This is a genomic window from Hymenobacter sp. HD11105, from assembly GCF_054051685.1.
Genome location: NZ_JBSWBR010000005.1, coordinates 93,119 through 114,839 on the forward strand (window position 1 = coordinate 93,119; position 21,721 = coordinate 114,839).

Annotated in this window: 17 protein-coding genes; 7 read left to right on the top strand and 10 right to left on the bottom strand. The window is 52.7% G+C overall.

Annotated elements, in window-relative coordinates; all coding sequences use genetic code 11:
• Nucleotides 1-11: 11 nt before the first annotated feature.
• Complete coding sequence (gldB, locus tag ACW9KT_RS16085; RefSeq protein WP_457082197.1) at nt 12-1,040, bottom strand: gliding motility lipoprotein GldB; 1,029 nt, start codon at nt 1,038-1,040, stop codon at nt 12-14.
• Nucleotides 1,041-1,125: 85 nt separating this feature from the next.
• Here gldB and ACW9KT_RS16090 point away from each other — a divergent pair, with 85 nt between their 5' ends.
• Nucleotides 1,126-1,779 (top strand): porin family protein, encoded by a 654-nt coding sequence (locus tag ACW9KT_RS16090; protein ID WP_457082199.1) that lies wholly within the window; start codon nt 1,126-1,128, stop codon nt 1,777-1,779.
• Between the two features lie 186 nt (nt 1,780-1,965).
• Here the strand turns inward: ACW9KT_RS16090 and ACW9KT_RS16095 are convergent, their stop codons facing one another.
• The 3 genes from ACW9KT_RS16095 to ACW9KT_RS16105 form a co-directional block, all read right to left on the bottom strand.
• Complete coding sequence (locus ACW9KT_RS16095) at nt 1,966-3,573, bottom strand: Rne/Rng family ribonuclease (protein WP_457082201.1); 1,608 nt, start codon at nt 3,571-3,573, stop codon at nt 1,966-1,968.
• 400 nt (nt 3,574-3,973) lie between these two features.
• Complete coding sequence (locus ACW9KT_RS16100) at nt 3,974-4,891, bottom strand: tetratricopeptide repeat protein (protein WP_457082203.1); 918 nt, start codon at nt 4,889-4,891, stop codon at nt 3,974-3,976.
• 84 nt (nt 4,892-4,975) lie between these two features.
• Nucleotides 4,976-5,281: an HU family DNA-binding protein gene (locus ACW9KT_RS16105; protein WP_084443967.1), complete on the bottom strand. Its 306-nt coding sequence runs from the start codon at nt 5,279-5,281 to the stop codon at nt 4,976-4,978.
• A gap of 201 nt (nt 5,282-5,482) precedes the next feature.
• Between ACW9KT_RS16105 and mutY the strand changes: the two genes are divergently transcribed.
• The 4 genes from mutY (at nt 5,483) to recG (ending at nt 10,017) form a co-directional block, all read left to right on the top strand.
• Nucleotides 5,483-6,574 carry an A/G-specific adenine glycosylase gene (gene mutY, locus ACW9KT_RS16110; protein WP_457082205.1) on the top strand — a complete coding sequence of 364 codons (1,092 nt, stop codon included), beginning with the start codon at nt 5,483-5,485 and terminating at the stop codon, nt 6,572-6,574.
• A 94-nt stretch (nt 6,575-6,668) separates the two neighbouring features.
• Nucleotides 6,669-7,094 carry a single-stranded DNA-binding protein gene (locus ACW9KT_RS16115; RefSeq protein ID WP_457082207.1) on the top strand — a complete coding sequence of 142 codons (426 nt, stop codon included), beginning with the start codon at nt 6,669-6,671 and terminating at the stop codon, nt 7,092-7,094.
• 151 nt (nt 7,095-7,245) lie between these two features.
• The gene (gene gldD, locus ACW9KT_RS16120; protein WP_457082209.1) at nt 7,246-7,845 is read left to right on the top strand and encodes a gliding motility lipoprotein GldD; all 600 of its coding nucleotides are present in this window, start codon (nt 7,246-7,248) and stop codon (nt 7,843-7,845) included.
• A 66-nt stretch (nt 7,846-7,911) separates the two neighbouring features.
• On the top strand, nt 7,912-10,017 hold the full coding sequence (gene recG, locus ACW9KT_RS16125) for an ATP-dependent DNA helicase RecG (RefSeq protein ID WP_457082211.1): 2,106 nt from the start codon (nt 7,912-7,914) through the stop codon (nt 10,015-10,017).
• 67 nt (nt 10,018-10,084) lie between these two features.
• On the opposite strand, the gene ACW9KT_RS16130 is transcribed toward recG, so the two are convergent.
• Nucleotides 10,085-10,309, bottom strand: a complete 225-nt coding sequence (locus ACW9KT_RS16130; RefSeq protein ID WP_457082213.1) for a hypothetical protein — start codon at nt 10,307-10,309, stop codon at nt 10,085-10,087.
• A 391-nt stretch (nt 10,310-10,700) separates the two neighbouring features.
• Between ACW9KT_RS16130 and ACW9KT_RS16135 the strand changes: the two genes are divergently transcribed.
• A complete protein-coding gene (locus ACW9KT_RS16135; RefSeq protein ID WP_457082215.1) occupies nt 10,701-12,152 on the top strand; it encodes a hypothetical protein in 1,452 nt (483 codons plus the stop codon).
• 79 nt (nt 12,153-12,231) lie between these two features.
• On the opposite strand, the gene ACW9KT_RS16140 is transcribed toward ACW9KT_RS16135, so the two are convergent.
• The 5 genes from ACW9KT_RS16140 to ACW9KT_RS16160 form a co-directional block, all read right to left on the bottom strand.
• On the bottom strand, nt 12,232-14,016 hold the full coding sequence (locus ACW9KT_RS16140; protein WP_457082217.1) for an acyl-CoA dehydrogenase family protein: 1,785 nt from the start codon (nt 14,014-14,016) through the stop codon (nt 12,232-12,234).
• A 259-nt stretch (nt 14,017-14,275) separates the two neighbouring features.
• The gene (locus tag ACW9KT_RS16145) at nt 14,276-15,454 is read right to left on the bottom strand and encodes a thiolase family protein (protein WP_457082219.1); all 1,179 of its coding nucleotides are present in this window, start codon (nt 15,452-15,454) and stop codon (nt 14,276-14,278) included.
• Between the two features lie 52 nt (nt 15,455-15,506).
• The gene (locus ACW9KT_RS16150; RefSeq protein ID WP_457082221.1) at nt 15,507-17,915 is read right to left on the bottom strand and encodes a 3-hydroxyacyl-CoA dehydrogenase NAD-binding domain-containing protein; all 2,409 of its coding nucleotides are present in this window, start codon (nt 17,913-17,915) and stop codon (nt 15,507-15,509) included.
• 72 nt (nt 17,916-17,987) lie between these two features.
• Nucleotides 17,988-18,467 (bottom strand): MarR family winged helix-turn-helix transcriptional regulator, encoded by a 480-nt coding sequence (locus ACW9KT_RS16155; protein ID WP_457082223.1) that lies wholly within the window; start codon nt 18,465-18,467, stop codon nt 17,988-17,990.
• 142 nt (nt 18,468-18,609) lie between these two features.
• Nucleotides 18,610-20,385: an AMP-dependent synthetase/ligase gene (locus ACW9KT_RS16160; RefSeq protein ID WP_457082225.1), complete on the bottom strand. Its 1,776-nt coding sequence runs from the start codon at nt 20,383-20,385 to the stop codon at nt 18,610-18,612.
• Between the two features lie 154 nt (nt 20,386-20,539).
• Between ACW9KT_RS16160 and ACW9KT_RS16165 the strand changes: the two genes are divergently transcribed.
• Nucleotides 20,540-21,688 (top strand): formimidoylglutamase, encoded by a 1,149-nt coding sequence (locus ACW9KT_RS16165; protein WP_457082227.1) that lies wholly within the window; start codon nt 20,540-20,542, stop codon nt 21,686-21,688.
• The last annotated feature ends 33 nt before the right edge of the window (nt 21,689-21,721 follow it).

Below are 21,721 nucleotides of genomic sequence, written 5' to 3' on the forward strand. Positions count from 1 at the left end.
ATACCGCTGGCCTATTTGCGCTTCGGCCGGTAGCGTGACTCGTTCAGAATAGCCTGCGGATCCTTATTAGCCATGAGCTGCGCGAGCGTCACTTCGGGGTGCGTATCCATGTACTTGCGCACTATTTGCCAGCCTACCCAGGCACCGATGCGTCCGGGAGCCGTTTTATCGATTTCGGGTACGTTGGGCCGCTCGCTCACGTATTTCTGAATGGTGAAAGGACTGGTATTATAAAGCAGGTTTTTCTCAATGAAGTGAGCCCACACTTTGCCTTCATTGAATTGCAAGTTTGCCAGCTCAGTGGCCGTGTAGCCAATCAGCACCGAATCGGGGGAGCAAGGCAGCACTTTTTCCGTGAAGTAAAGCGACTTGCCCAACTGTACCATCTCACCGAGCATATTTTGCTGTTTAACGGGTGGCGCTTGGTTGTACTTGCTGGAAATAGCCTGAGCGACTGTCGGCATGAGGTGAGCCGGAGTGTAGCGCCGCAGGATGTAAGCGGGCACATTAGGCCGGTAGCTGGCTTTGGGGCCCACAAAAAAGTCAAGGCTAAGCACCATCAGACTATCGTTCACAAACAAATCTTGGCTTAGCCCGCTCACAAACGTTTTGACGGGCGGCACCCGAAAATCAGGGAAATAGTAGCGCACGTGCTGCAGGAGCTGTTTGAGCTCCATTTGCAGGGTATCGGTGCTGGAGAACTCCGCCAGGGTTTCCTTGCCTAGCTTTTGTAAACCCTGGTTGGTAGCCAAGCGAGTAAGCGTAGCGGCCAGAGCAGCATCGGACGGGTACTGCCGGCGCTGCAAAAACTGGTTGGCTAGCAGAGGGTTGCGGGCTAGAAACTGTTGGGCGTCGGCTTCGTTCTTGATAGTAAAGAAGGACTGCTCCAAGCGCTCCACCTTCACCGGAGCCTCAATGGCGGCCACTTCCGAATTTATCTCACAGGTAGTATCGCGTTTGCAACCGATCAGTAGCAGCAAGGCACATAAGCAGGTAAAGAGGGCGGCCCAGGAGCGCTGGGGGGCAAATTTGTAATTCACGGTTCTATCTTTGGGGCGAAAATAGCCAAAACGAAACGTCAGCCGGTCAGCTTTCGTCTTTAGCAACTCGTTTTATCCGTTTATTATGAAAAAAATACTTCTAGCCCTGCTCCTGCTCGGCGCTACCGCTGGCACTGCCTCCGCTCAAGTTGAAATTGGCATCAAGCTTTCGCCTTCTATTGCTTATCTGCGGGCTGATGGACCTAGTCAATACACCTTCAAATCCGAGAAGAGCAAGCTGGGTATTGGGGGCGGTTTGGTCGTCGACTATTTCTTTGGTCAAAATTACGCTTTTGGCACTGGCTTACAGCTAACTAGCAAAGGAGGCACAGTTTCCTACCTAGCTAATACTACCACTGGCGACAGTGAGCAAAAGATCAGTCTTCAATACCTGGAAGTACCGCTGACGGTAAAGCTATTCACCAACGATATTACCACAGATACCAAGCTTTATTTTCAGTTGGGGGGCAAAATTGGTGGCTTGGTAGCCGCTCGCATAGATGGCAACAAGTTTTACCAGGGGACAGAGAGATCTCGCAAGCACTTCATTATTCCTGATGCTGCCTTGCTAGGCGGCTTTGGGGCCGAATATCAGGTGGGGCAAAGCACTAAGGTTTTCGCCGGGCTTTCCTACCACCATGGCCTTGCCAACGTGGATCGGTACTTCAAAAGGACGCTTAACAATGATGTAACCCTTAAAAATGGCGAAGTCGCACTTGACTTAGGCATCAAATTTTAAGTGGTAAATAGTGAGAAGGTGAAATAGCGAGTTAGACGTTCTCAGGTCACCGACCACATGAGGTCGATAGCAACTAGAGCCTTACACTCACCATGTATTTTCATCATAAAGCCCGCCTTGCTCATCCAGAGCGAGGCGGGCTTTCTTCTTGGTCAGGGGGCTTTTCGCAGAAAAAACCGTTTGTCCTTAATCTATAATCTCAATTTCGCGGTCTTGGAGGCGAGCCATAGCTGCTGCCGGTGAGTGCAGTTCGATGTCTTCGCCCCGCTCGTCCTCGATGCGGTAGTCAGTGAGGCCAAGGCTGGTATCCTTGGTCACTTTTACCCACTTATAATACTTTAAATACCACTTCATTTGCTTGGAAACCAAGCCCTTAGTGTAGTACGCATACAGGAAAGGGTGCACGTGCAGGGTAATACCCGACTGGTTTTGGGTCACGAGCAAGTCTTCGATGCTATTTTCAATCTCGTCGGTGACGAGGATAGAAGCCGAAATCTTACCCGTACCGCCGCAAGTGGGGCATAGCTCGCCGGTGATGATATTCTCGGCGGGCCGCACGCGCTGCCGCGTGATTTGCAACAAGCCAAACTTGGTGATGGGCAGAATCGTGAAGCGCGCTTTATCGTGCTTCATAATGTCCTTCACCGCATCCTCTACCTTCTTGCGGCTTTCGGCCGACTTCATATCAATGAAATCGACAACAATAATGCCCCCCATATCGCGCAAACGCAGCTGGCGGGCCACTTCGCGGGCCGCCGACAAGTTTACGTGCAAGGCATTAGCCTCCTGGTCGCTTTCCTGGTTGCTCTTATTACCGGAGTTGACGTCGATAACATGCAACGCCTCGGTGTGCTCGATAACGAGGTAGCCGCCGCCAGGCACCGTTACGGTTTTGCCAAACAGGGTTTTGAGCTGCTTCTCGATGTTGAACTGCTCAAACATCTTCACCTTACCGGTGTAGTGCTTGAGCAAGCCCAGCTTATCAGGAGCAATCTTCTCTAAATAAGCCCGCATCTCCTCGTACATCGGCGCCGAGTCGACGGTGATGGCGTCGAAAGACTCGTTGAGCATGTCGCGGAGCATGGAACTAGTGCGGCCCAGCTCACCCAGAATCTTATCGCGCTCCTTAGCGGTGCGCAGAGTCTGGAAGAGCTGTTCCCAGTTAGCCGTCATGCTCTGCATGTCCTTATCCAGCTCGGCCACCTCGCGGCCCTCCGCTACCGTGCGGATAATGACGCCAAAGTTGTCGGGCTTGATGGAAGCAATCAGGCGCTTAAGTCTATCGCGCTCCGTACGGCTGACGATCTTCTTGGAAACGCTGATGGTATTAGAGAACGGTACCAATACCAAGTAACGACCAGCCATCGAAATGTCAGTGGACAGGCGCGGACCTTTGGTCGAAATGGGCTCTTTTACAATCTGAACCAGCAGTTGCTGACCCTTTTTGAGCACATTATCGATCTTACCGACTTTGTCGAGCGGCTCCTCAAACTGAAAAGTTTTCAGTGGCCCGACGGTAATTTTCTGCGATTGTACGCCTTTCACCCACTTATTCAGCGACAGGAAATTCTCACCCAAATCGCCGTAGTGCAGAAAAGCGTCTTTTTGATACCCAATGTCTATGAACGCAGCGTTCAGACCGGGCATCACTTTCTTGACCGTACCCAGGAAGATGTCACCAACGGAGTAGTTGGTGTCGTTGCGGTCGAAATGGTATTCGATGAGCCGCTTGTCCTGGAGCAGGGCAATTCGTTCGCCATCCTGAGCAGAATTAATGATTAATTCGTTACTCAATGTCTCGGTAGCTTAACTAATCTCCCCAAAAGCGCCTGAGTTTGCCCCCCGAAACCCACAAAGGGAAGCCAGTGCGCCAAGGCACCAGCTTCCCTTTCGAGCCACGGGGAAAGCATCAAACCAGCCACTCTCAAGGATACTAAATGAGAGATAAACGGACCTTGGTTGAAGCCTCAACCGTCCGCCAGCTAACCCCGCGGGGCTTACTTCTTCTTGTGACGGTTCTTGCGCAGACGCTTCTTGCGCTTGTGGGTGGCAATCTTATGACGCTTTCTCTTTTTACCGCAGGGCATGTGGTTGTAGGTTAAATGGTTGAATGACTTTATTCTTAGCTAGCTGATTTTTCATCCGCCGCTTCTGCTTTGTAAGCAGTAAGCATTAGAAGCACAAATCTGCTACTTTATTCCAACTTGCTCAGCTCCTCATCGACGGAGGCCGCCAGACTTGGGTCGCTGCTTAAACTTTTGGCTTTAATAAAAGCCGCTCGGGCTTCCTCTTTGGCGCCCGTTTGGGCCAAAGACACACCCAAATAAAACTGACCGTTGATGTTGTTCGGATTCACTTTTACAAGCTCCCGAAAACGCTCTACGGCTTTATCGTACTGGTTACTTTGAATAGAGAGGATGCCCAGATTGTAGAGCGCCTTCTCGTTGCGGGGGTTGGTGGCCAATACCTCGCGCAGTAACGTAACGCCCTGCACAGGGTTGTCGCTGGCCATATAAGCCATGCCCAAGTTGGTTTTGGCGTCGAGGTTATCAGGGTTGTTTTTCAACACCTTCTCGTACAATTCCCGGGTTTTCGCGCTGAGCGTTTTGGCCCGCTCTTCCGTAGCCGCGAAGCCAAAGGCCTCGAAGTACTCGTCAGCGGCCCGCTTCCAAGCTTGCTCACCGGGGCGGGCTACTGCTACCTGCTCGTAGTAATAGCCAGCGCTGTCAAACTTAGCGATGGCTTTGTACTTGGCGGCCAGATCGGAGGCTACGCGCAGACGAGCCTGCGGGTCGCGCTCCTTGCTGTAGCGTGCGGCCAATTGCTTGATCTCACGGCTTTGCTCGGGCGTAGCCTGCTGATGAGGCTGCTCGGGCGTGCCAGCCATAGGGTCGGCGGTTTGTTCCTGCTCGCCGGAGGAGGCCAGGGCCTTGGAGCCACTGGTAGCCGGTCCGCCGCCGTCGCGGTTAGCGGTGCGCGCCGCGTCCTGGTTAAGCTCACCTTTGCCTTCTTTAGGCTTTACCATCACCTTAGGCAGCACAAACAAGCCAGCTATCAGCGCTAAGGCGACAGCTAGTACCAGTAATTGATGCGATAAAGGACGTGAAGCCATGAAGAAAAAGCAGGCCGCCGGGCTTCCGGTTATGAAGCGCCCGACGGCTAGCCTGCAAAGAAATAAGTAGAAGAGAAAGAAGGATTAAGCCTGAGCAGTTTCCTTGATTTTCTTGCTGTTTTTGATTTTACCGATGAATGTTTTCGACGGCTTGAAGCTAGGAATGAAATGCTCGTCAATGATGATCGACGTATTTTTCGAAATGTTACGAGCCACTTTCTTTGCCCGCTTCTTGTTCACGAAGCTGCCAAAGCCGCGTACGTAGATGTTGTTGCCGTCGGCCATCGAATCCTTTACTACTTTGAAGAAGGCTTCAACGGTAGCTGACACGTCTCCTTTTTCGATGCCGGTCTTATCGGCAATCTCGGCGATTACTTCTGCTTTAGTCACGCTGGTAAATGAAATGTACTATGGAGAGAAAAAAATAGACAGGGCAAAAGGTTCCCGATTCAAGACGTAAGCCTTTGCCCGGTAGGCTGTTCGCTTATGAATTCGGGCCACAAAGGTAGTTTCCTTTTTTGGTTTTGCAACATTATTCCCTGATTCCGCGCTCCACTCTCTTTCTTTCCTAAATTATTTGCTCTCAATATATTGCCTTCTTCTAATTCTACTCTCGCCCACCCTTTCTTCGCTTCGGCCCTCCTCGATTGGTACCCCCGCCACCGCCGCGACCTGCCTTGGCGCCACACCCGCGACCCGTACGCTATCTGGCTCTCCGAGGTCATTCTACAGCAAACCCGCGTCAAGCAAGGCCTCCCCTATTACCTTGACTTTGTTACATCTTACCCCACCGTCCAGGACCTGGCCGCCGCGCCCGAAGATGAGGTAATGCGCCACTGGCAAGGCTTGGGCTACTACTCGCGGGCCCGCAACATGCACCACACCGCCAAGCAGGTCACTAGTGAGTTTGGGGGGCAATTTCCATCTTCCTACGCTGGCTTATTGCAGCTAAAGGGCGTGGGCCAATACACGGCCGCTGCCATTGCCTCCTTTGCCTACGACGAGCAAGTAGCCGTGCTTGACGGCAACGTGTACCGCGTGCTGGCCCGCGTGTTTGGCATCAGCGCCGATATTGCCGCGCCCGCCAGCCGCAAAGTGTTTCAGCAGTTGGCCGATACGCTTATTCCAGCAGCCTCGCCGGCCGAGTTCAACCAGGCCATCATGGAATTCGGGGCCATTCAGTGCACACCCGTAAAACCGGACTGCTTGTTTTGCCCCCTACAAGGTGAATGCTTTGCCTTTCAACATGGTATGGTGCAGGAGCTACCAGTGAAAAGCAAAGCCAAAGCCTCACGTACGCGCTACTTCCACTACATGGTGCTGCGCTACGAGGATACCGTTTACCTGCGTAAGCGTACCGATAAAGACATTTGGCAGGGCCTCTACGACTTTGCCCTCACCGAGTCGGACAGCCCCGATTTGCCCCCCACCGACCTAGTCGATAAAGTAGAAGACCTGGGGGGCAAATTGGATACAAATACGGCCGAAGAGCCCGCGTATGCAGCGCGCCACGTGCTGAGTCATCAGAAGGTAGAAGCTCGTTTTCACGCCGTTCGGTTGCAGGCTCCGCTGCCAGCGGCGGCGCTGGCGGCTAGCGGTTTGGCGCCATTCACGAGAGCCGAAATTGAGCAGTTACCAAAGGCCGTTTTGATCAGTAATTACTTGGAAAGAATCGGGTTTTAAGCGGTTTTTTGTTTGGATGACAGGGGGTATTTTTGTATCTTTAAAGGAATAGGAAGCAGCGTTTTTTGCTTCGTAACCCTTTATTAATCAAGTGATGGCAGCAGGAGTAAACAAAGTAATCTTAGTTGGAAATCTGGGCAAAGACCCAGAGGTTCGCCACCTAGAAGGCGGCGTGAGTGTGGCCAATTTCACACTCGCCACAAACGACTATTACAAGGACAAATCTGGCGCCCGCATCGAGCGCACCGAATGGCATAACATCGCCGCTTGGCGTGGCTTGGCCGAGGTAGCCGAGAAATATTTACGCAAAGGGCATCAGGTATATATCGAAGGCCGCATCCGGACGCGTCAGTACCAAGACAAGGACAATCAGACGCGCTACATTACTGAGATTGTGGCCGATGAGATGACCATGTTGGGCGGGAAACCTCAGGGCGATGGAGCGGCTGCGCAGGCAGCACCCGTGCCTGAGGCCCAAACGTTTCGGCAGGAGCCCGAGCTAGACCAGCTCCCTTTCTAAAAATGCCCCCCCAGCGGGCAACGCTTCCTTAAAAGCCCTGGCACGAAGCCGGGGCTTTTTGCGTTGGAAGGGTTTGCACGAAGAATAAGGCGCATTAGCACAACCTCTGCATTTCCGCCTACCTTTGGTTATCATCTTCGCATTGTTTCAAATGCCTGTTTTCCAACTTTACCGTGGTTTGGGCGCGGTGCTGCTTTTTGTGGGCTCACTTGTTACCGGCTGCACCTCGGCGCCCGATTACACGCCCAAGCCTAAGGGCTACAATCGCATCGATTTGCCTCCCCATAGCTACCAGCAGCTAGCGCCCGGCCGGCCCTACACATTTGAGTATTCCCGCCACGCACGCATCCTGCGCGATTCGTCGTACTTGGCTCAGCCTAACTGGATTAATGTGTATTATCCGAAACTGGGGGCCAATGTGCAGATTACGTATACCAACGTGCAGCAGAACGCCAAACTCTACAATAAGATGCTGGAAGACGCCCGCAAGCTCACCAGCAAGCACCAGATCAAAGCTTCGGCCATTGATGAGAGCATTCTGCAAACGCCCAGCGGCATGAAGGTGGCCGTGTTTGAGCTAGCCGGCGACGTGCCCAGCCAGTTTCAATTCTATACGACCGACAGCACTAAGCACTTTTTCCGCGGCGCCCTATACTTTCCCATCGCAACGGCTAATGATTCTCTGGCTCCTATTATTGACTACGTCAAGAAGGATATTGTCCAGATGCTGAACACGTTGAAATACAATTAACATTTACCATTTATCAATTAGCAGTTGCTCGGCCAGGCTGTCGGCTTGTTAAATGATAATTGTTGAATGATAAATGAAATGAGCTTCTTCAATACCAAGATCGAGTACTTACGCGGGGTGGGAACTCAGCGGGCTCAGCTGCTGCAAAAGGAGCTGAACCTGTTCACCTACGGCGACCTGATTCAGCGTTACCCATTCCGCTACCTCGACCGCACCCAATTTTATAATATCGTCGACCTGCACGACGACTTGCCTTTTGTACAGGTGAAGGGCGTGCTGCGCAATCGGGAAGTGCTCGGCGAAGGCCCCAAGCAACGCCTAGTGGCTAAAGTAGCCGACGAGAGTGGCGAGCTCGAGTTGGTGTGGTTCAAGGGCGTGAAGTACCTGCAAAACATCGTCAAGAATCACCAGGAGTATATTGTTTTCGGTAAGCCGACCATGTTCAATGGCAAGCCGCAAATGGCTCACCCGGAGCTGGAAGAAGTAACCGAAGCCAAGCCTGGCCAGAGCTTTTTGCAGCCCGTGTACAACACAACCGAAAAGCTCAAGAACTACCACCGCATCGACAGCAAGGCGCTGGCCCGCATCGTGGCCGACTTGCTTAAAATTGCCCCCCAGCACATTCCCGAGTCTTTGTCGCCAGCTCTCATCCAGCATTATGGGCTAATGAGCAAGGCCGACGCGCTTCAGCAGATTCACTTCCCCCAGAGCCCCGAGCTACTACAAGCGGCGCGGTTCCGACTCAAGTTTGAAGAGCTTTTCTACGTACAACTCAAGCTGTTGCGCCAGCGCGACCAACGCAAAGTAGAGTTGGCCGGACAGATTTTCCGGGAAGTGCCTTCCTTAGTCGATTTCTATAAAAACCATTTGCCTTTTGACCTCACTGGGGCCCAGAAGCGGGTTATTCACGATATCTACAAGGATTTTTGCGCCGGCAAACAAATGAACCGCCTGCTTCAGGGCGACGTGGGCTCGGGCAAAACCATTGTGGCCTTTATTGCCATGCTTATGGCCGCCGACAACGGTGCCCAAAGCTGCCTGATGGCACCCACTGAAATTCTGGCCGATCAGCACTACGTGGGCCTGAAAGCGTACGCCGACCAGCTCGGTATCCAGATTGGCAAGCTTACGGGCAGCACACGCACCGCCGAGCGCCGGGTGCTGCATGAAGCGCTGCGGGCTGGCCAAATGCACATGCTCGTGGGTACGCACGCGCTGCTCGAAGATGTAGTGCAGTTCCGCAATCTGGGTCTGACCATAATGGACGAGCAGCACCGCTTTGGCGTGGCCCAGCGCTCCAAGCTCTGGCAGAAGAATCCGCATGTCATCCCGCACGTGCTGGTGATGACCGCTACGCCCATTCCGCGCACCCTGGCCATGACCCTGTACGGCGACCTCGATGTATCGGTGATTGATGAGCTACCCGCCGGCCGCAAGCCCATTGTGACCGTGCACCGCTATGACGCTAATAGGCTGAAGGTATTTCAGTTTCTGCGCGACCAGATCAATTTGGGTCGGCAAGTATACATCGTATATCCGCTGATCGAGGAATCAGAGACGCTGGATTACAAAGACCTTACCGACGGCTACGAAAGCGTAGCACGGGCCTTCCCGGAGTTTCAGATCAGCATCGTGCACGGACGGATGCGGGCTGAGGAAAAAGACTTCGAGATGCAGCGTTTCATTAAAAAGGAAACGCAAATTATGGTAGCGACCACTGTTATTGAGGTAGGCGTAAACGTGCCTAATGCCTCCGTAATGGTGATTGAGAGTTCGGAGCGATTTGGGTTGTCGCAGCTGCACCAGCTGCGGGGCCGCGTAGGCCGGGGCGCCGACCAGAGCTACTGCATTCTAATGTCGGGCTACAAGCTGAGCAAAGACTCCCGCACCCGCCTCGAAACGATGGTGCGCACTAACAATGGCTTCGAGATTGCCGATATCGACCTGAAGCTGCGCGGCCCCGGCGACTTGATGGGCACCCAACAAAGTGGCGTCCTTGACTTACTGATTGCAGACTTGTCCAAAGACGGCCGCATTTTGAGCGAGTCGCGGGCGGCGGCTCAGCAACTACTTAGCGATGATGCGGGATTAAGCAAGCCCGAAAACATTAACATTCGCCGCCACATTGAATCGCTGCCTGCTACAGCTGTGAATTGGAGCCGGATCAGCTAGCAGTAGCAAAGCAGCTTATTAACGAACACAAAAAAAGCAGCTAAATAGCTGCTTATCAGAATCTGTATTAATTATTAGCTGATACTGTTTCTGTTCGTACCCACCAACGGTTGTTTTCACTTGGGGTAGTCGCCTGCAAGTTCGATTGACGGGCAAAGAATGAAGCCATGTGTACTGGCAACTCATTACCAGAAGTGTTCTTGGCAGCAATGCTCGTTGGAGCGGGATCTTTTACCAACTTGCCTACAATGATTAAGCTAAACAGTAATAAAAACTTGAGTAATGATTTCATATCAATTGTAATGTGATCAACGACAGCCTAAAAGGCGCGCAAAGTTAAAGCCAAAGTTTGAGAAGAGACAACTTAATTCATTGTCTTGAGCAAGAAGTGTAGTTCTACAGCAGATGAAGGGTTTTTTATGTATAGAATACAGCTAATTTATAATACATGAAACATGTCTTTCATCGGAATTATCATATTCCCTTTGAAATCCATCACAAAGTAAATGCTCCTATATTTAAAATATGCGACCGGAATGTTAAATGATCATCAACAATCAGTGACTGTTGTGGCGCTTACCAAAGGGTAGGCGGCGCTATGTACGGAGTACACTGGAAGATGGATACCTTTGTTTATACTTTTTTCTAAAAATTAGCATTTTTTCAACCTAATTGACCTATTTGTGCAGGTTACATTTCTTCAAAAACACAGCTTAGTAGTGCTCTTGGCACTCTGCCTGACTTTTCCGGCGCTGAGCCAGCGAGTTAAATCGGTAGCGTTCACCTACCTGCCCGAAAAATCGGATGATCGATATAACCAGCGAGTAGCGCGCAAAACCTTACCGTTGAGCGATGGAGGGTTTATTATTCTGGCGCACCGCACTACCACAGAATATGCCGTAGAGCGCTACGACAAAGAATTAAAGCCCTTATGGTCAACTCCGCTGCCACTTACTTCTGAGGAGAGCATTGATGGCTTCGGGCAGAGCAGTCAGCAAATTACGGTGCTTATCTACCGCAAAGATGGGGCATCCCAGAGCCTAGCCGCGCAAGCTTTTGAACTGAGCAGCGGCAAAATTGCCCCCCAGAAAAAGCTCATTGAAACTGCCGCCCGCAACCGCCGTCCGGGCGCCGCTTTCTCCACCGATGGCACGAAGCTAGTAGCCTGGCAGTATGCTACCCGCGACGAGCAAATCCGGGCTATTACCGCCAATGTGTACGATGAGAAATTAACCAAGCTGAAAGATCGCACTTACGATTTTCATGATCTGGGAGGCTTTTTCTCCACTACTATTCACATCGACAATGAGGGCACGCAATATGTATCCCTCCTCAGCGATGATATGAAGAAGCTCACTGTGCGCCGCTACCGCAATGATACTCCTGACATCAAAGTAATGTCGGTGGCATTAGGGGGCTCCTTTGAGGGCAAAGCCGTAATGGTATTTGATGCCAAATTTGCCCTCCAGCCCGACAATACGCTTTATGCAGCCGCAATCTGCACCGAGCGGCAAACGGGTCTTTACTTCAGTTTGAAAGTGGTCAAATTCGACTTCGCCGGTGATGGCACTATGAAATTCGCTCCAGAATTTCGCTTCAAGCCCGAATACCTAGCAGAAGTGAATAAGGCAACGCAAGGCAAGGCCCAACGCCTAGAGGACATCTATCTGAATGATCTGCTCTTCACGGAGGACAAGCAGCTAGTCATTATCGCCGAAAAGAAATACGAGGAAGGCGGTGACGAGTCGCCGGTTCATGCGCGCGAGCTACACCTGTTTGGCTACGATGAGTTTCAGCTACCAGCCTGGCATTCCATTATTGATAAAAAGCAGGTAGCATCGCCCGCTGAGGCCTTCGCTGGAATTGGCTATCGGGCCACTGTAGTAGGGCCCGAGATTCATATCCTGACGCAGGAAAAGCTGAACGGTAAGTCGGACTTATATCTACGCCGCGTGAATGCCCAGACTGGGGTTGTGCAGCCCGCTAAAGGACTGGGGCTGAATGTAGCCAATGATCAGCAACTGGCTTATGTAAAAGACTTTACTGCCTGGCTCGACCCCAAAACCATTATAGGTGTGAGCCGGCCAAGCAAGAAGTCGGCCGCGCTACAGTTGAATAAGATTGCCGTTAAATAGATAACGAACTCTTTAGCTACAAAAAAGCCCCCCAGAACATTTCCGGGGGGCTTTTTTGTGATGAATGGTACTGTGTTAATTAATACACGTACTCGTTGGCTTCAATCATCGCAGCAGCGATGCGACGGCGAGCCTCTTTCGTGTTGAAGAGTTCTGCTTTGGTGAAGCGCTTGAGGCCAGTAGCTAGCAGACGCTGCTCGTCGCCTTCGGTCATGGCAGCAATGGCATCTTTAGCCGCTTTGGTTACAGAGTCAATGGTATCGGCCAAGTACACGCGGGCAATATCGATCTGGTTGGCCAGAGCAGCTTCGTTGCTTAGGCTGATTTCCTTCTCGACACGTAGCAAGGTGCTCTCGGCGGTGTACACCTTAATAGACATATCGGCGATATTCATCAGTACCTCCTGCTCTTTCGCTAAGGAGTTCATGTATTTCTGAACGGCCGTGCCAGCTACCATCAGGATAGCTTTCTTGAGGTTGGCAATGACTTTTTTCTCAGCACCGAACAGTGAATCATCAGCCTCAGCGAAGTCTGGAATAGCCAGCAACTCCTGCTGTACTGCTTGGGCTGGGCCCATTAAGTCAAGCTCACCTTTCAGACCCTTTTTCAGGATCATATCCACGGCCAGCATACGATTGATTTCGTTTGTGCCCTCGAAGATGCGGTTGATGCGGGAGTCGCGGTAGGCGCGGTCCATGGGATAATCGGCCGAGAAGCCGTAGCCACCAAAGATCTGCACGCCTTCGTCCGTCACGAAGTCAAGCACTTCCGAGCCTTCTACTTTGAGCATGGCGCATTCCACGGCAAACTCACGAGCGGCACCCAACAGCGCTTCATTCGTTGATTTGCCTTGGCTCAACAACTCCTGCTCCATGCGATAGATGTCCATACCAGCGCGGTAAATAGCTGACTCGGCCGCGTACACGCGGATAGCCTGCTGGGCCAGCTTGTGCCGTATAGCCCCGAACTTAGAGATGGGCAGCTTAAACTGTACCCGCTCGTTGGCGTACTTAATGCTTAGGTTAAGCGCCATTTTGCTAGCACCTAAGCAAGCAGCAGCCAGCTTGATACGGCCGATGTTTAGGATGTTGAAAGCAATAAGGTGGCCTTTGCCAATCTCACCCAATACGTTCTCCTTCGGCACCGTTACGTCCGACAAGAATACTTGGCGAGTCGAAGAGCCGCGGATACCCATCTTGTGCTCCTCGGGACCAAACGTGAGGCCGGGAGTGTTGCGCTCTATAATGAAGCCGGTGAACTTGTCGCCATCGACTTGGGCAAACACTATGAACACCTCCGCAAAGCCAGCGTTGGTAATCCACATTTTCTGTCCATTCAGCACGTAGGTTGCGCCACCATCGGTTGATACGGCCTTGGTTTTGGCCCCCAGCGCATCCGAGCCCGAGCCGGGCTCGGTGAGGCAATAGGCACCGGCCCACTCACCGCTGGTCAGCCTAGGCAAATACTTGGTCTTCTGCTCTTCGTTGCCGAAGTACAGAATGGGCAGCATAGCAATACCCGTGTGGGCCGCAAAAGCTACGGGGAACGAATGGCCACCACCTACGCCTTCCGTCACGCGCAGGGCCGTGTTGAAATCCATGTCGTAGCCGCCATACTCCGCTGGCATCGACACACCGAAAAGGCCTAATTCGCCCGCTTTCTTCATCAAGCCAGCCATCAAACCTTCCTCGTGGTTGTCGAGGCGATCCAGCAGCGGGTATACTTCACTCGTCACGAAGTCCAGACAAGTCTGGTGCATCATATTTTGCTCCTCGGTGAATTCCGCGGGCGTGAATACGTCTTGGGCATCCGTTTCCTTAATGATGAATTCGCCGCCCTTCCTGAGTTTGTTTGATACTTCCATGACTATGTGAGGTTGAGAGTTATGATTGATTTGATGTGGCTAAACAGACAGAAAACTATTAGGCTTGCCGAGTAATTACCGCAAACGAAGCCTTAGGTTTACCTACCGAAATATACAAAAATATGTTAGGCTTGCCGAGTACTTAACGAAAAGAAAACCCCGTTTAGTTCGGGGCTTTCTTCCTGCTAATTCAAACAGGCGTTTGTCCTGTCAGGTTATAAGTTGGGCCTCAGCTCTTCGCACTGGCTACAACCAAATGCTACTTTAGTAACTCGTAGATACCAGCTACACCTTGCCCCCCACCCACGCAGGCGGTGACCATACCATACTTTTTGCCCCGCTCGCGCAGCTCATCAAAGAGCTGAATGCTAAGCTTGGCTCCCGAGCAGCCCAGTGGGTGTCCCAGAGCAATAGCGCCGCCATTCACGTTTAGCTTCTCCTGATCAATGCCCAGTTCGCGCACTACGGCAATAGACTGCGAAGCGAAGGCCTCGTTTAGCTCAATCAAATCAATATCGTCGAGCTTCATACCGGCTTGCTTTAGCGCTTTTGGCACTGCTTTGATGGGGCCCATACCCATGATGCGCGGATCTACGCCTTCGGCGGCGTAAGTCACCATGCGAGCAATTGGCTCCAGGTTTAGCTCCTTCACCATTCGCTCCGACATTACGATGACGAAAGCTGCGCCGTCGGAAGTCTGGGAAGAATTACCGGCCGTCACGCTGCCTCCGGCCGCGAATACCGGACGCAGACGAGCCAGCGCTTCTACCGAAGTATCGGCGCGCGGGCCTTCGTCGGTGTCTACTACGTAAGAGCGGGTTTTCTTCTTGCCGGAAGCTTGGTCGAGGTAAGTTTCCTCGACCGTGATAGGCACGATCTGCTTCTTAAACTTGCCTTCCTTGATGGCTTTAATGGCCTTCTGGTGAGAGTTGAAGGCAAATACATCCTGGTCTTCGCGGCTGATGCCATAGTCCTTGGCTACCGCTTCGGCAGTTAGGCCCATGCCCAGATAGTAGTCGGGGTTTTTCTTAACCAGATTGTAGTTCGGTACTGTTTTCCAGCCTACTGTCGGCACTTGCGACATGTTCTCAGCGCCACCAGCGATGATACAGTCAGCCATGCCAGCGGTGATTTTGCTGGCCGCCATGGCAATAGTTTCTATACCTGAGCCGCAATAGCGATTTACTACCAAGCCGGGTACGTTCATAGGCAAAGCCAGCAGCGAAATCATGCGACCGATTTGAAGACCTTGCTCCGCCTCGGGTACTGCATTGCCCACAATCACGTCGTCTACACGGGTAGGATCGAGTTGGGGTACGGAGGCCATTAAGTGCTTAATAACCTCAGCGGCGAGGTCATCGGTACGGGTGAAACGGAAGCCGCCCCGGGGGGCTTTTCCTACGGCCGTACGATAACCAGCTACGATATATGCATTCATTATTTTAGTCTTAAAGAAAGTAATGAGTTTAAAAGCCGGGCTGGCAGTGGCCCTAGTTTCGCAACGGCTTGCCCGTAGTCAGAATGCTCTGAATACGCTCCAGCGTTTTCCGCTCGCCCGTGAGCGACAGGAATGCTTCACACTCCAGATCCAGCAGGTATTGCTCGCTTACTTCCGTGGGCTGCGATAGGTCGCCGCCGCACATTACGTAAGCCAGCTTTTCAGCAATCTTCTGATCATGCTCGGAGATGTATTTGCCTTCTTTCATGGCATATACACCACTCATAAACATGCCCAGCGCGCCCTTGCCGTGCACCTTGATATTGGTCTTCTGAACAGGCATGGTATAACCGGCATCAGCTAAATCAAGTGCTTCGGCTTTCGCCTGAGCAATAACACGCTGGCTGTTTACCACGATTTCGTCGCCGCGGCGCAGGAAGCCTAAGTCGAAGGCCTCGGCAGCGGAAGTAGAAACTTTGGCTGTGCTTACCGTTACAAACGTGTTGCGCAGCAAATTAAATTCCGGCTCTCCTTCTTCGTATTTGGCCGCCGTACGCAGAGTCATTTCCTTGGTACCGCCACCGGCCGGAATCAAGCCTACACCAAATTCCACTAGCCCCATATAGGTCTCAGCTGATGCTACTACCTTATCGGCGTGCAGGCAGACTTCGCAGCCGCCGCCCAACGACAAGCCGTGCGGTGCCGTCACGACCGGAATGCTGGAATAGCGCATCCGCATCATGGCGTTTTGGAACTGCTTAATCATCAGATTCACCTCGTCGAACTCTTGGTCGAGGGCATACATGTAGAGCAATGCCAGATTAGCTCCGGCAGAGAAGTTTGGCGCGTCGTTGCCTACCACTAGCGCGCGGTAGCCGGCTTCGGCCATGTCTACGCCCTTCATCAGGCCCTGAATAACATCGGAGCCGAGGGTATTCATTTTCGAGTGAAACTCAACACCCAACACACCATCGCCGAGGTCGTGGACGCTGGCGCCGGCATTTTTCCAGAGCACTTTGCCCGTAGCCCGTAGGTTATCCAGAATCACGAAGTTCTCGACGCCGGGAATTGGCTGATAGCTCTTGCTTTCGAGGTCGTAGAACTGTTTGGCGCCCGTTTCGGATACTTTGTAGAAGGAAGTGTGGCCAGCGGCCAGCATCTCCTGTACCCAAGTGGCGGGCTGCTTGCCTTCGGCCTGCATCAGTTCCAGGCCTTGCTGCACGCCCAGTGCGTCCCAGGTTTCGAATGGTCCCATGTCCCAGCCGAAACCGGCCCGCAGCGCATCGTCTATCTTATAAAGCGAATCGGTGATTTCGGGAATGCGGTTGGTGACGTAGGCAAACAGACCCGCGAACATCTTGCGGTAGAACTCGCCGGCTTTGTCTTTGCCGCTGGCCAGCACTTTGAAGCGCGGAGCCAACTGCTCGATGGTTTTGGTCAGTTCCAGCGTGGCGAATTTCACCTTCTGGCTGGGCTGGTATTCCATGGTGTTCAGGTCGAGGGCCTGAATCTCAGATTTGCCCCCCGCGCCCTTTACTTTCTTGTAGAAGCCCTGGCCAGTCTTGTCGCCTAGCCACTTCTTCTCGCCCATTTGCTTCAGGAAGTCGGGCAGCTCGAATACGGCTTTGGCCTCATCGTTCGGTAAGCCTTTAGCTAAGCCGTTTGCCACATTGATAAGCGTATCCAAACCTACCACATCGGAGGTACGGAAGGTGGCCGACTTGGCGTGGCCGATAACCGGGCCTGTGAGTTTATCTACTTCTTCTACTGTTAGGCCCAGCTGCTGCATGATTTGCAGCACGTCCATGATGGCGAATACACCCACGCGGTTAGCAATAAAAGCGGGCGTGTCTTTGGCCAGTACCGTGGTTTTGCCCAAGTACAGGTCGCCGTAGTGCATCAAGAAATTAACCACGGCCTGATCGGTGGATGGCGTCGGGATGATTTCGAGCAGCTTGAGGTAGCGGGGCGGATTAAAGAAGTGAGTGCCGCAGAAGTGCTTCTTAAAATCTTCGGAGCGACCCTCGGCCAGCATATGAATCGGAATACCAGACGTGTTCGAGGTGATGAGCGTACCGGGCTTGCGCACCTTTTCTACCTTTTCGTAGAGGCTTTGCTTGATATCGAGCCGCTCGACAACTACCTCAATAGTCCAGTCGCAAGTAGCAATGTCTTTGAGGTTATCGTCGAAGTTGCCGGTTTTGATGCGCGAGGCGTCCTGCTTGCGATACAAAGGCGAAGGATTGGAAGCCACGGCGGCCTGCAAAGACGCATTCACGATGCGGTTGCGCACGGCGGGGCTTTCCAGGGTCAGGCCTTTTGCTTCTTCCTCGGGTGTTAGCTCGCGGGGCACAATGTCGAGCAGCAGCACTTGAGCACCGATGTTAGCGAAATGGCAGGCAATGCGCGAGCCCATTACGCCGGAGCCGAGCACGGCTACTTTCTTGATAGTTCGATTCATAATAAGCTGAAGCGGTAATCTGGTTAGCGAAAATAGAAAGGAGTAGAAAGCAGAATGCCCCAAAAAAGCCCCCTAGGCGGAGGTAGTTTCGGGGCGAAGCGGCTTAGGAGTAAAATCGTCGAACAAGGATTTGCTCTCAATCATGGCGTTGATCTGGCCTACCACCTTAAATAGGGTTTCGAGCTGCGCCTGGGGGATTTTCTCCCGCACTTTCTGATTGAAGTGCCGCACCGTCTGGCGCGATATTTCTTTCCCCCGCAAGCCCTCTTCCGTCAGGAAAATGCGCACCGAGCGCTTGTCTTGGGTGTCGGCTTGCTTGTAGATAAGCCCGCGCTCCTCCATGCTGCGCAGAATGCGCGTGAGACTGCGCGTCTCCAAACCGAGCAGGGGGGCAATTTTGGTTGCCGGGGTGCCATTTTCCTGATCAATGTTCAGGAGCACGAAGCCAATACTAGTGGTGATATCGTGCTTGGCAGCCTGCGTATTATACATGCGCGATATGGCATGCCAGCAGACTTTTATATTGTAATCGACGGTTTCTTCGGGTTTCATCGGGGCAGGGATGTCCGGTAAACATACAAAGAATATGTTAGGCTTGCATACTACTTTGCGATAAAAAAGTTGCGCTACTACAGCTTTCATCCATGCTTTTAAGCAAAACGGCCCCGCCAGTTGACTAGCGGGGCCGTTTCAGTTAGCGAAGCGCATTTTGATGATACAAGCTCTCAATCAAGTCCCGATTGTTCTCGGTAATGGCTTTGCGCTTCACCTTCATGGTGGGCGTCATTTCACCGGTTTCTACAGTCCAGAGCTGAGGCATGAGACATACTTTCTTCACCTGTTCCCATTGGGCGAAGCCTTTGTTGTAGCCCTTTACTAAGTCATCGTACATATCCACGATTTTGGGATCTTTGATTATCTGCTCATTGGTAGTGAATTCTACCTCGTGGCGCTTGCACCAGTTCTTGAGCTCATCGAAGGACGGGACAACCAGTGCCGACGGAAACTTTTGATCGGCTCCAACCACCATGGCCTGCTCAATCAGCGGTGACTCTTTGAGCTTGTTTTCGATTACTTGGGGGGCAATGTACTTGCCGCCAGAGGTCTTAAACATCTCCTTCTTGCGGTCGGTAATCTTGAGGAAGCGGCCGTTGACAAATTCGCCAATGTCGCCGGTGTGGAACCAGCCGTCTTCGTCGATGACTTCTTTGGTCAATTCGGGTTTGTTGTAGTAGCCTTTCATGACGGAAGCCGACTTGGTCAGAATTTCTCCGTCTGCGGCAATCTTCACTTCCGTGTTTTCAATCACAGGGCCCACGGCGCCGATGTAGTTGTTCTCCCGCTCATAGCCGCTCACGGCAATTACGGGCGAAGTTTCGGTGAGGCCGTAACCTTCCATCACGGGAATGCCTGCCGCCCAGAACACACGAGCAAGGCGCGGCTGCAAGGCGCCACCACCCGATACAATACACTTCAAATTGCCCCCCAGCGCCTCACGCCACTTATTGAAGATAAGCTTATTGGCCAGCGCTAGTTGAGTATTGTAGACAAAGCCTTGGTTTTTCTGGGTGTCAAACTTTAACCCCAGATCTAAAGCCCAGAAAAACAGGTTTTTTTTGACGCCTTCTAAATCATGTCCTTTAGCGACAATCTTATCATACACCTTTTCGAGCAGGCGCGGCACCGTCGTGAAAATCTGGGGCTTTACTTCACGCAGGTTGTCGGCAATTACTTCCATGCTCTCGGCGTAGTAGATACTCACGCCGTTGATCATGTATAAGTACGTCACCATGCGCTCGAAAATGTGGCACAGCGGCAGGAAGCTGAGAGCTGTATCCTCCTTCGTGACGGGCACGGAAGGCTGAGAGTTGCGGCAGTTGCTGAGCAGGTTGTCGTGGCTGAGCATCACACCTTTAGGGTTGCCAGTAGTGCCCGACGTATAGATGATAGTCATCAGATCATCGGGCTGCACGGCAGCTTTCAGCGGTTCAAGGTCGGCGGGGTTGCCTTGTTTGCCTAGGGCCAGCAGCTCGTCGAAGTGGCGGGCGCCCTCTACTTTGTCGAAGGTGAAGATGTGCTGTACTTCGGGTAAGGCGGCAGTGGCCTCTTTCACTTTGGCATACAGGGCCTTATCAGACACGAATACGGCCTTCACACCCGCATCGGTGAAGATGTACTTATAGTCTTCCACCGTAATGCTGGGGTACATGGGCACGCTCACGGCACCGAGCTGGGAGATGCCAAAATCCGCCAGCATCCACTCGGGGCGGTTCATAGAGATAATGGCAACTTTATCATCCTTTCGAATGCCTAACTGGCGCAATCCTAAGCTTACCAAATTGGCATTTTCGCTTACTTGCTGGGTACTCATTTTTTGCCAAGCACCATTTACTTTGGCAGCCAGGCAATCAGATTTAGGATACTTTGCAAGTTGGTGGGGCAGAATATCAAACGCGCGGCGAACTTCCATGGAAATAAGGCAGAAGGGTGGGAAATACTGGTTAAATAAATGGATTTTTTCGCGGAAAGCCAACTCTTAAGGGCAGATTAGGCAGCTACAAGCGATTGTAGTGGCACGTTGGGACGATTTGCGTAATTTCGCCAGTCTGCCCTGCTTTTGCCCGATGAATCTGGCTATCTTTTTTGATCCGCTCCCCGAGGAGCTTTTGCCTCCCCTTCTTGCTCCTACTACGCTAGGAGCTCATCTCAGCTGCTTTCTGGATACATTCCCGGATTGGCGCGAGGCTGATATGGCCATTATCGGTCTTAATGAGTGGCGAGGAAGTGCCGCCGGTCCGCCAACTCAGCACGGCGCGGATGCCGTGCGTCGGCGTTTCTACCAGCTGCAAAAGGGCGCCGCCCCGCTCCGACTGACTGACCTAGGCAACTTACGGCCGGGCCTCACATTGGAGGATACCTACCGACGCCTGTGCGAGATAGTGGCTACGCTGTTGGAGCACAACACGGTGCCTATTCTGCTAGGCGGCAGCCACGACCTCGATTATGGGCAGTTTCTGGCCTATGAAACCCTCGATCGGCCAGTGAGCTTCGCTACCGTAGATGCCCGCGTAGATATGGCCGAGCACGATACCGCCGCCGCTGAGGATTCGCACTTGCGGCGTATGCTTATGCACGAGCCTAGCTTTCTGTTCAACTTCGCTCAACTGGCGCATCAGCAATATTTGGCTACGCCGGAAGTACTGGCGGCCTTGGAAAAGCTGCATTTCGAAACGCTCCGCCTAGGGGCCGTCCGCACAGATGTCCGCCAGGCGGAGCCGCTGCTGCGGCAGGCCGACTTTGTAAGCTTCGATGTAGCGGCGCTGCGCTGGCAGGATGCACCGGCTTATTCGCCCGCCAACCCCTTTGGCTTGACCAGCGAAGAAGCAGCGCAACTGGCTTGGTACGCCGGCCACAACGACCAGCTCAGCAGCTTTGGCCTCTACGGTTACCGCCCCGACTTCGACCCGCACGGCATGGCCGCCGCCACGCTAGCTACCATGCTTTGGTACTTTGTAGAAGGCTTCTACCATCGACGCGGCGAAACGGATTTCCAAAGCACCCGCTTTAAGCGCTACGCCGTGGGCTTGCCCGGCACCCCAGCTAAGCTGGTTTTTTACAAAGCCAAACGCACCGAGAAATGGTGGCTGGAGGTAGAAAGCCTGGCGGATAGCGCTATCAAGCGAGTAGTGCCTTGCAGCTACGAAGACTATGTATACGCCGCCCAGGGCGACTTGCCCAACCGCTGGATTCTGACGCAGGCGCTACTTGGCTAGTCTGCGGTGCCGCTCTTTTACGCTTGTCGTTGA

Excerpts from the sequence above, each read along its gene's own strand:
- ACW9KT_RS16090 (WP_457082199.1), top strand. The coding sequence starts at position 1,126 with ATGAAAAAAATACTTCTAGCCCTGCTCCTGCTCGGCGCTACCGCTGGC.
- ACW9KT_RS16100 (WP_457082203.1), bottom strand. The coding sequence starts at position 4,891 with ATGGCTTCACGTCCTTTATCGCATCAATTACTGGTACTAGCTGTCGCC.
- ACW9KT_RS16115 (WP_457082207.1), top strand. The coding sequence starts at position 6,669 with ATGGCAGCAGGAGTAAACAAAGTAATCTTAGTTGGAAATCTGGGCAAA.
- gldD (WP_457082209.1), top strand. The coding sequence starts at position 7,246 with ATGCCTGTTTTCCAACTTTACCGTGGTTTGGGCGCGGTGCTGCTTTTT.
- recG (WP_457082211.1), top strand. The coding sequence starts at position 7,912 with ATGATAAATGAAATGAGCTTCTTCAATACCAAGATCGAGTACTTACGC.
- ACW9KT_RS16130 (WP_457082213.1), bottom strand. The coding sequence starts at position 10,309 with ATGAAATCATTACTCAAGTTTTTATTACTGTTTAGCTTAATCATTGTA.
- ACW9KT_RS16140 (WP_457082217.1), bottom strand. The coding sequence starts at position 14,016 with ATGGAAGTATCAAACAAACTCAGGAAGGGCGGCGAATTCATCATTAAG.
- ACW9KT_RS16145 (WP_457082219.1), bottom strand. The coding sequence starts at position 15,454 with ATGAATGCATATATCGTAGCTGGTTATCGTACGGCCGTAGGAAAAGCC.
- ACW9KT_RS16150 (WP_457082221.1), bottom strand. The coding sequence starts at position 17,915 with ATGAATCGAACTATCAAGAAAGTAGCCGTGCTCGGCTCCGGCGTAATG.
- ACW9KT_RS16155 (WP_457082223.1), bottom strand. The coding sequence starts at position 18,467 with ATGAAACCCGAAGAAACCGTCGATTACAATATAAAAGTCTGCTGGCAT.
- ACW9KT_RS16160 (WP_457082225.1), bottom strand. The coding sequence starts at position 20,385 with ATGGAAGTTCGCCGCGCGTTTGATATTCTGCCCCACCAACTTGCAAAG.
- ACW9KT_RS16165 (WP_457082227.1), top strand. The coding sequence starts at position 20,540 with ATGAATCTGGCTATCTTTTTTGATCCGCTCCCCGAGGAGCTTTTGCCT.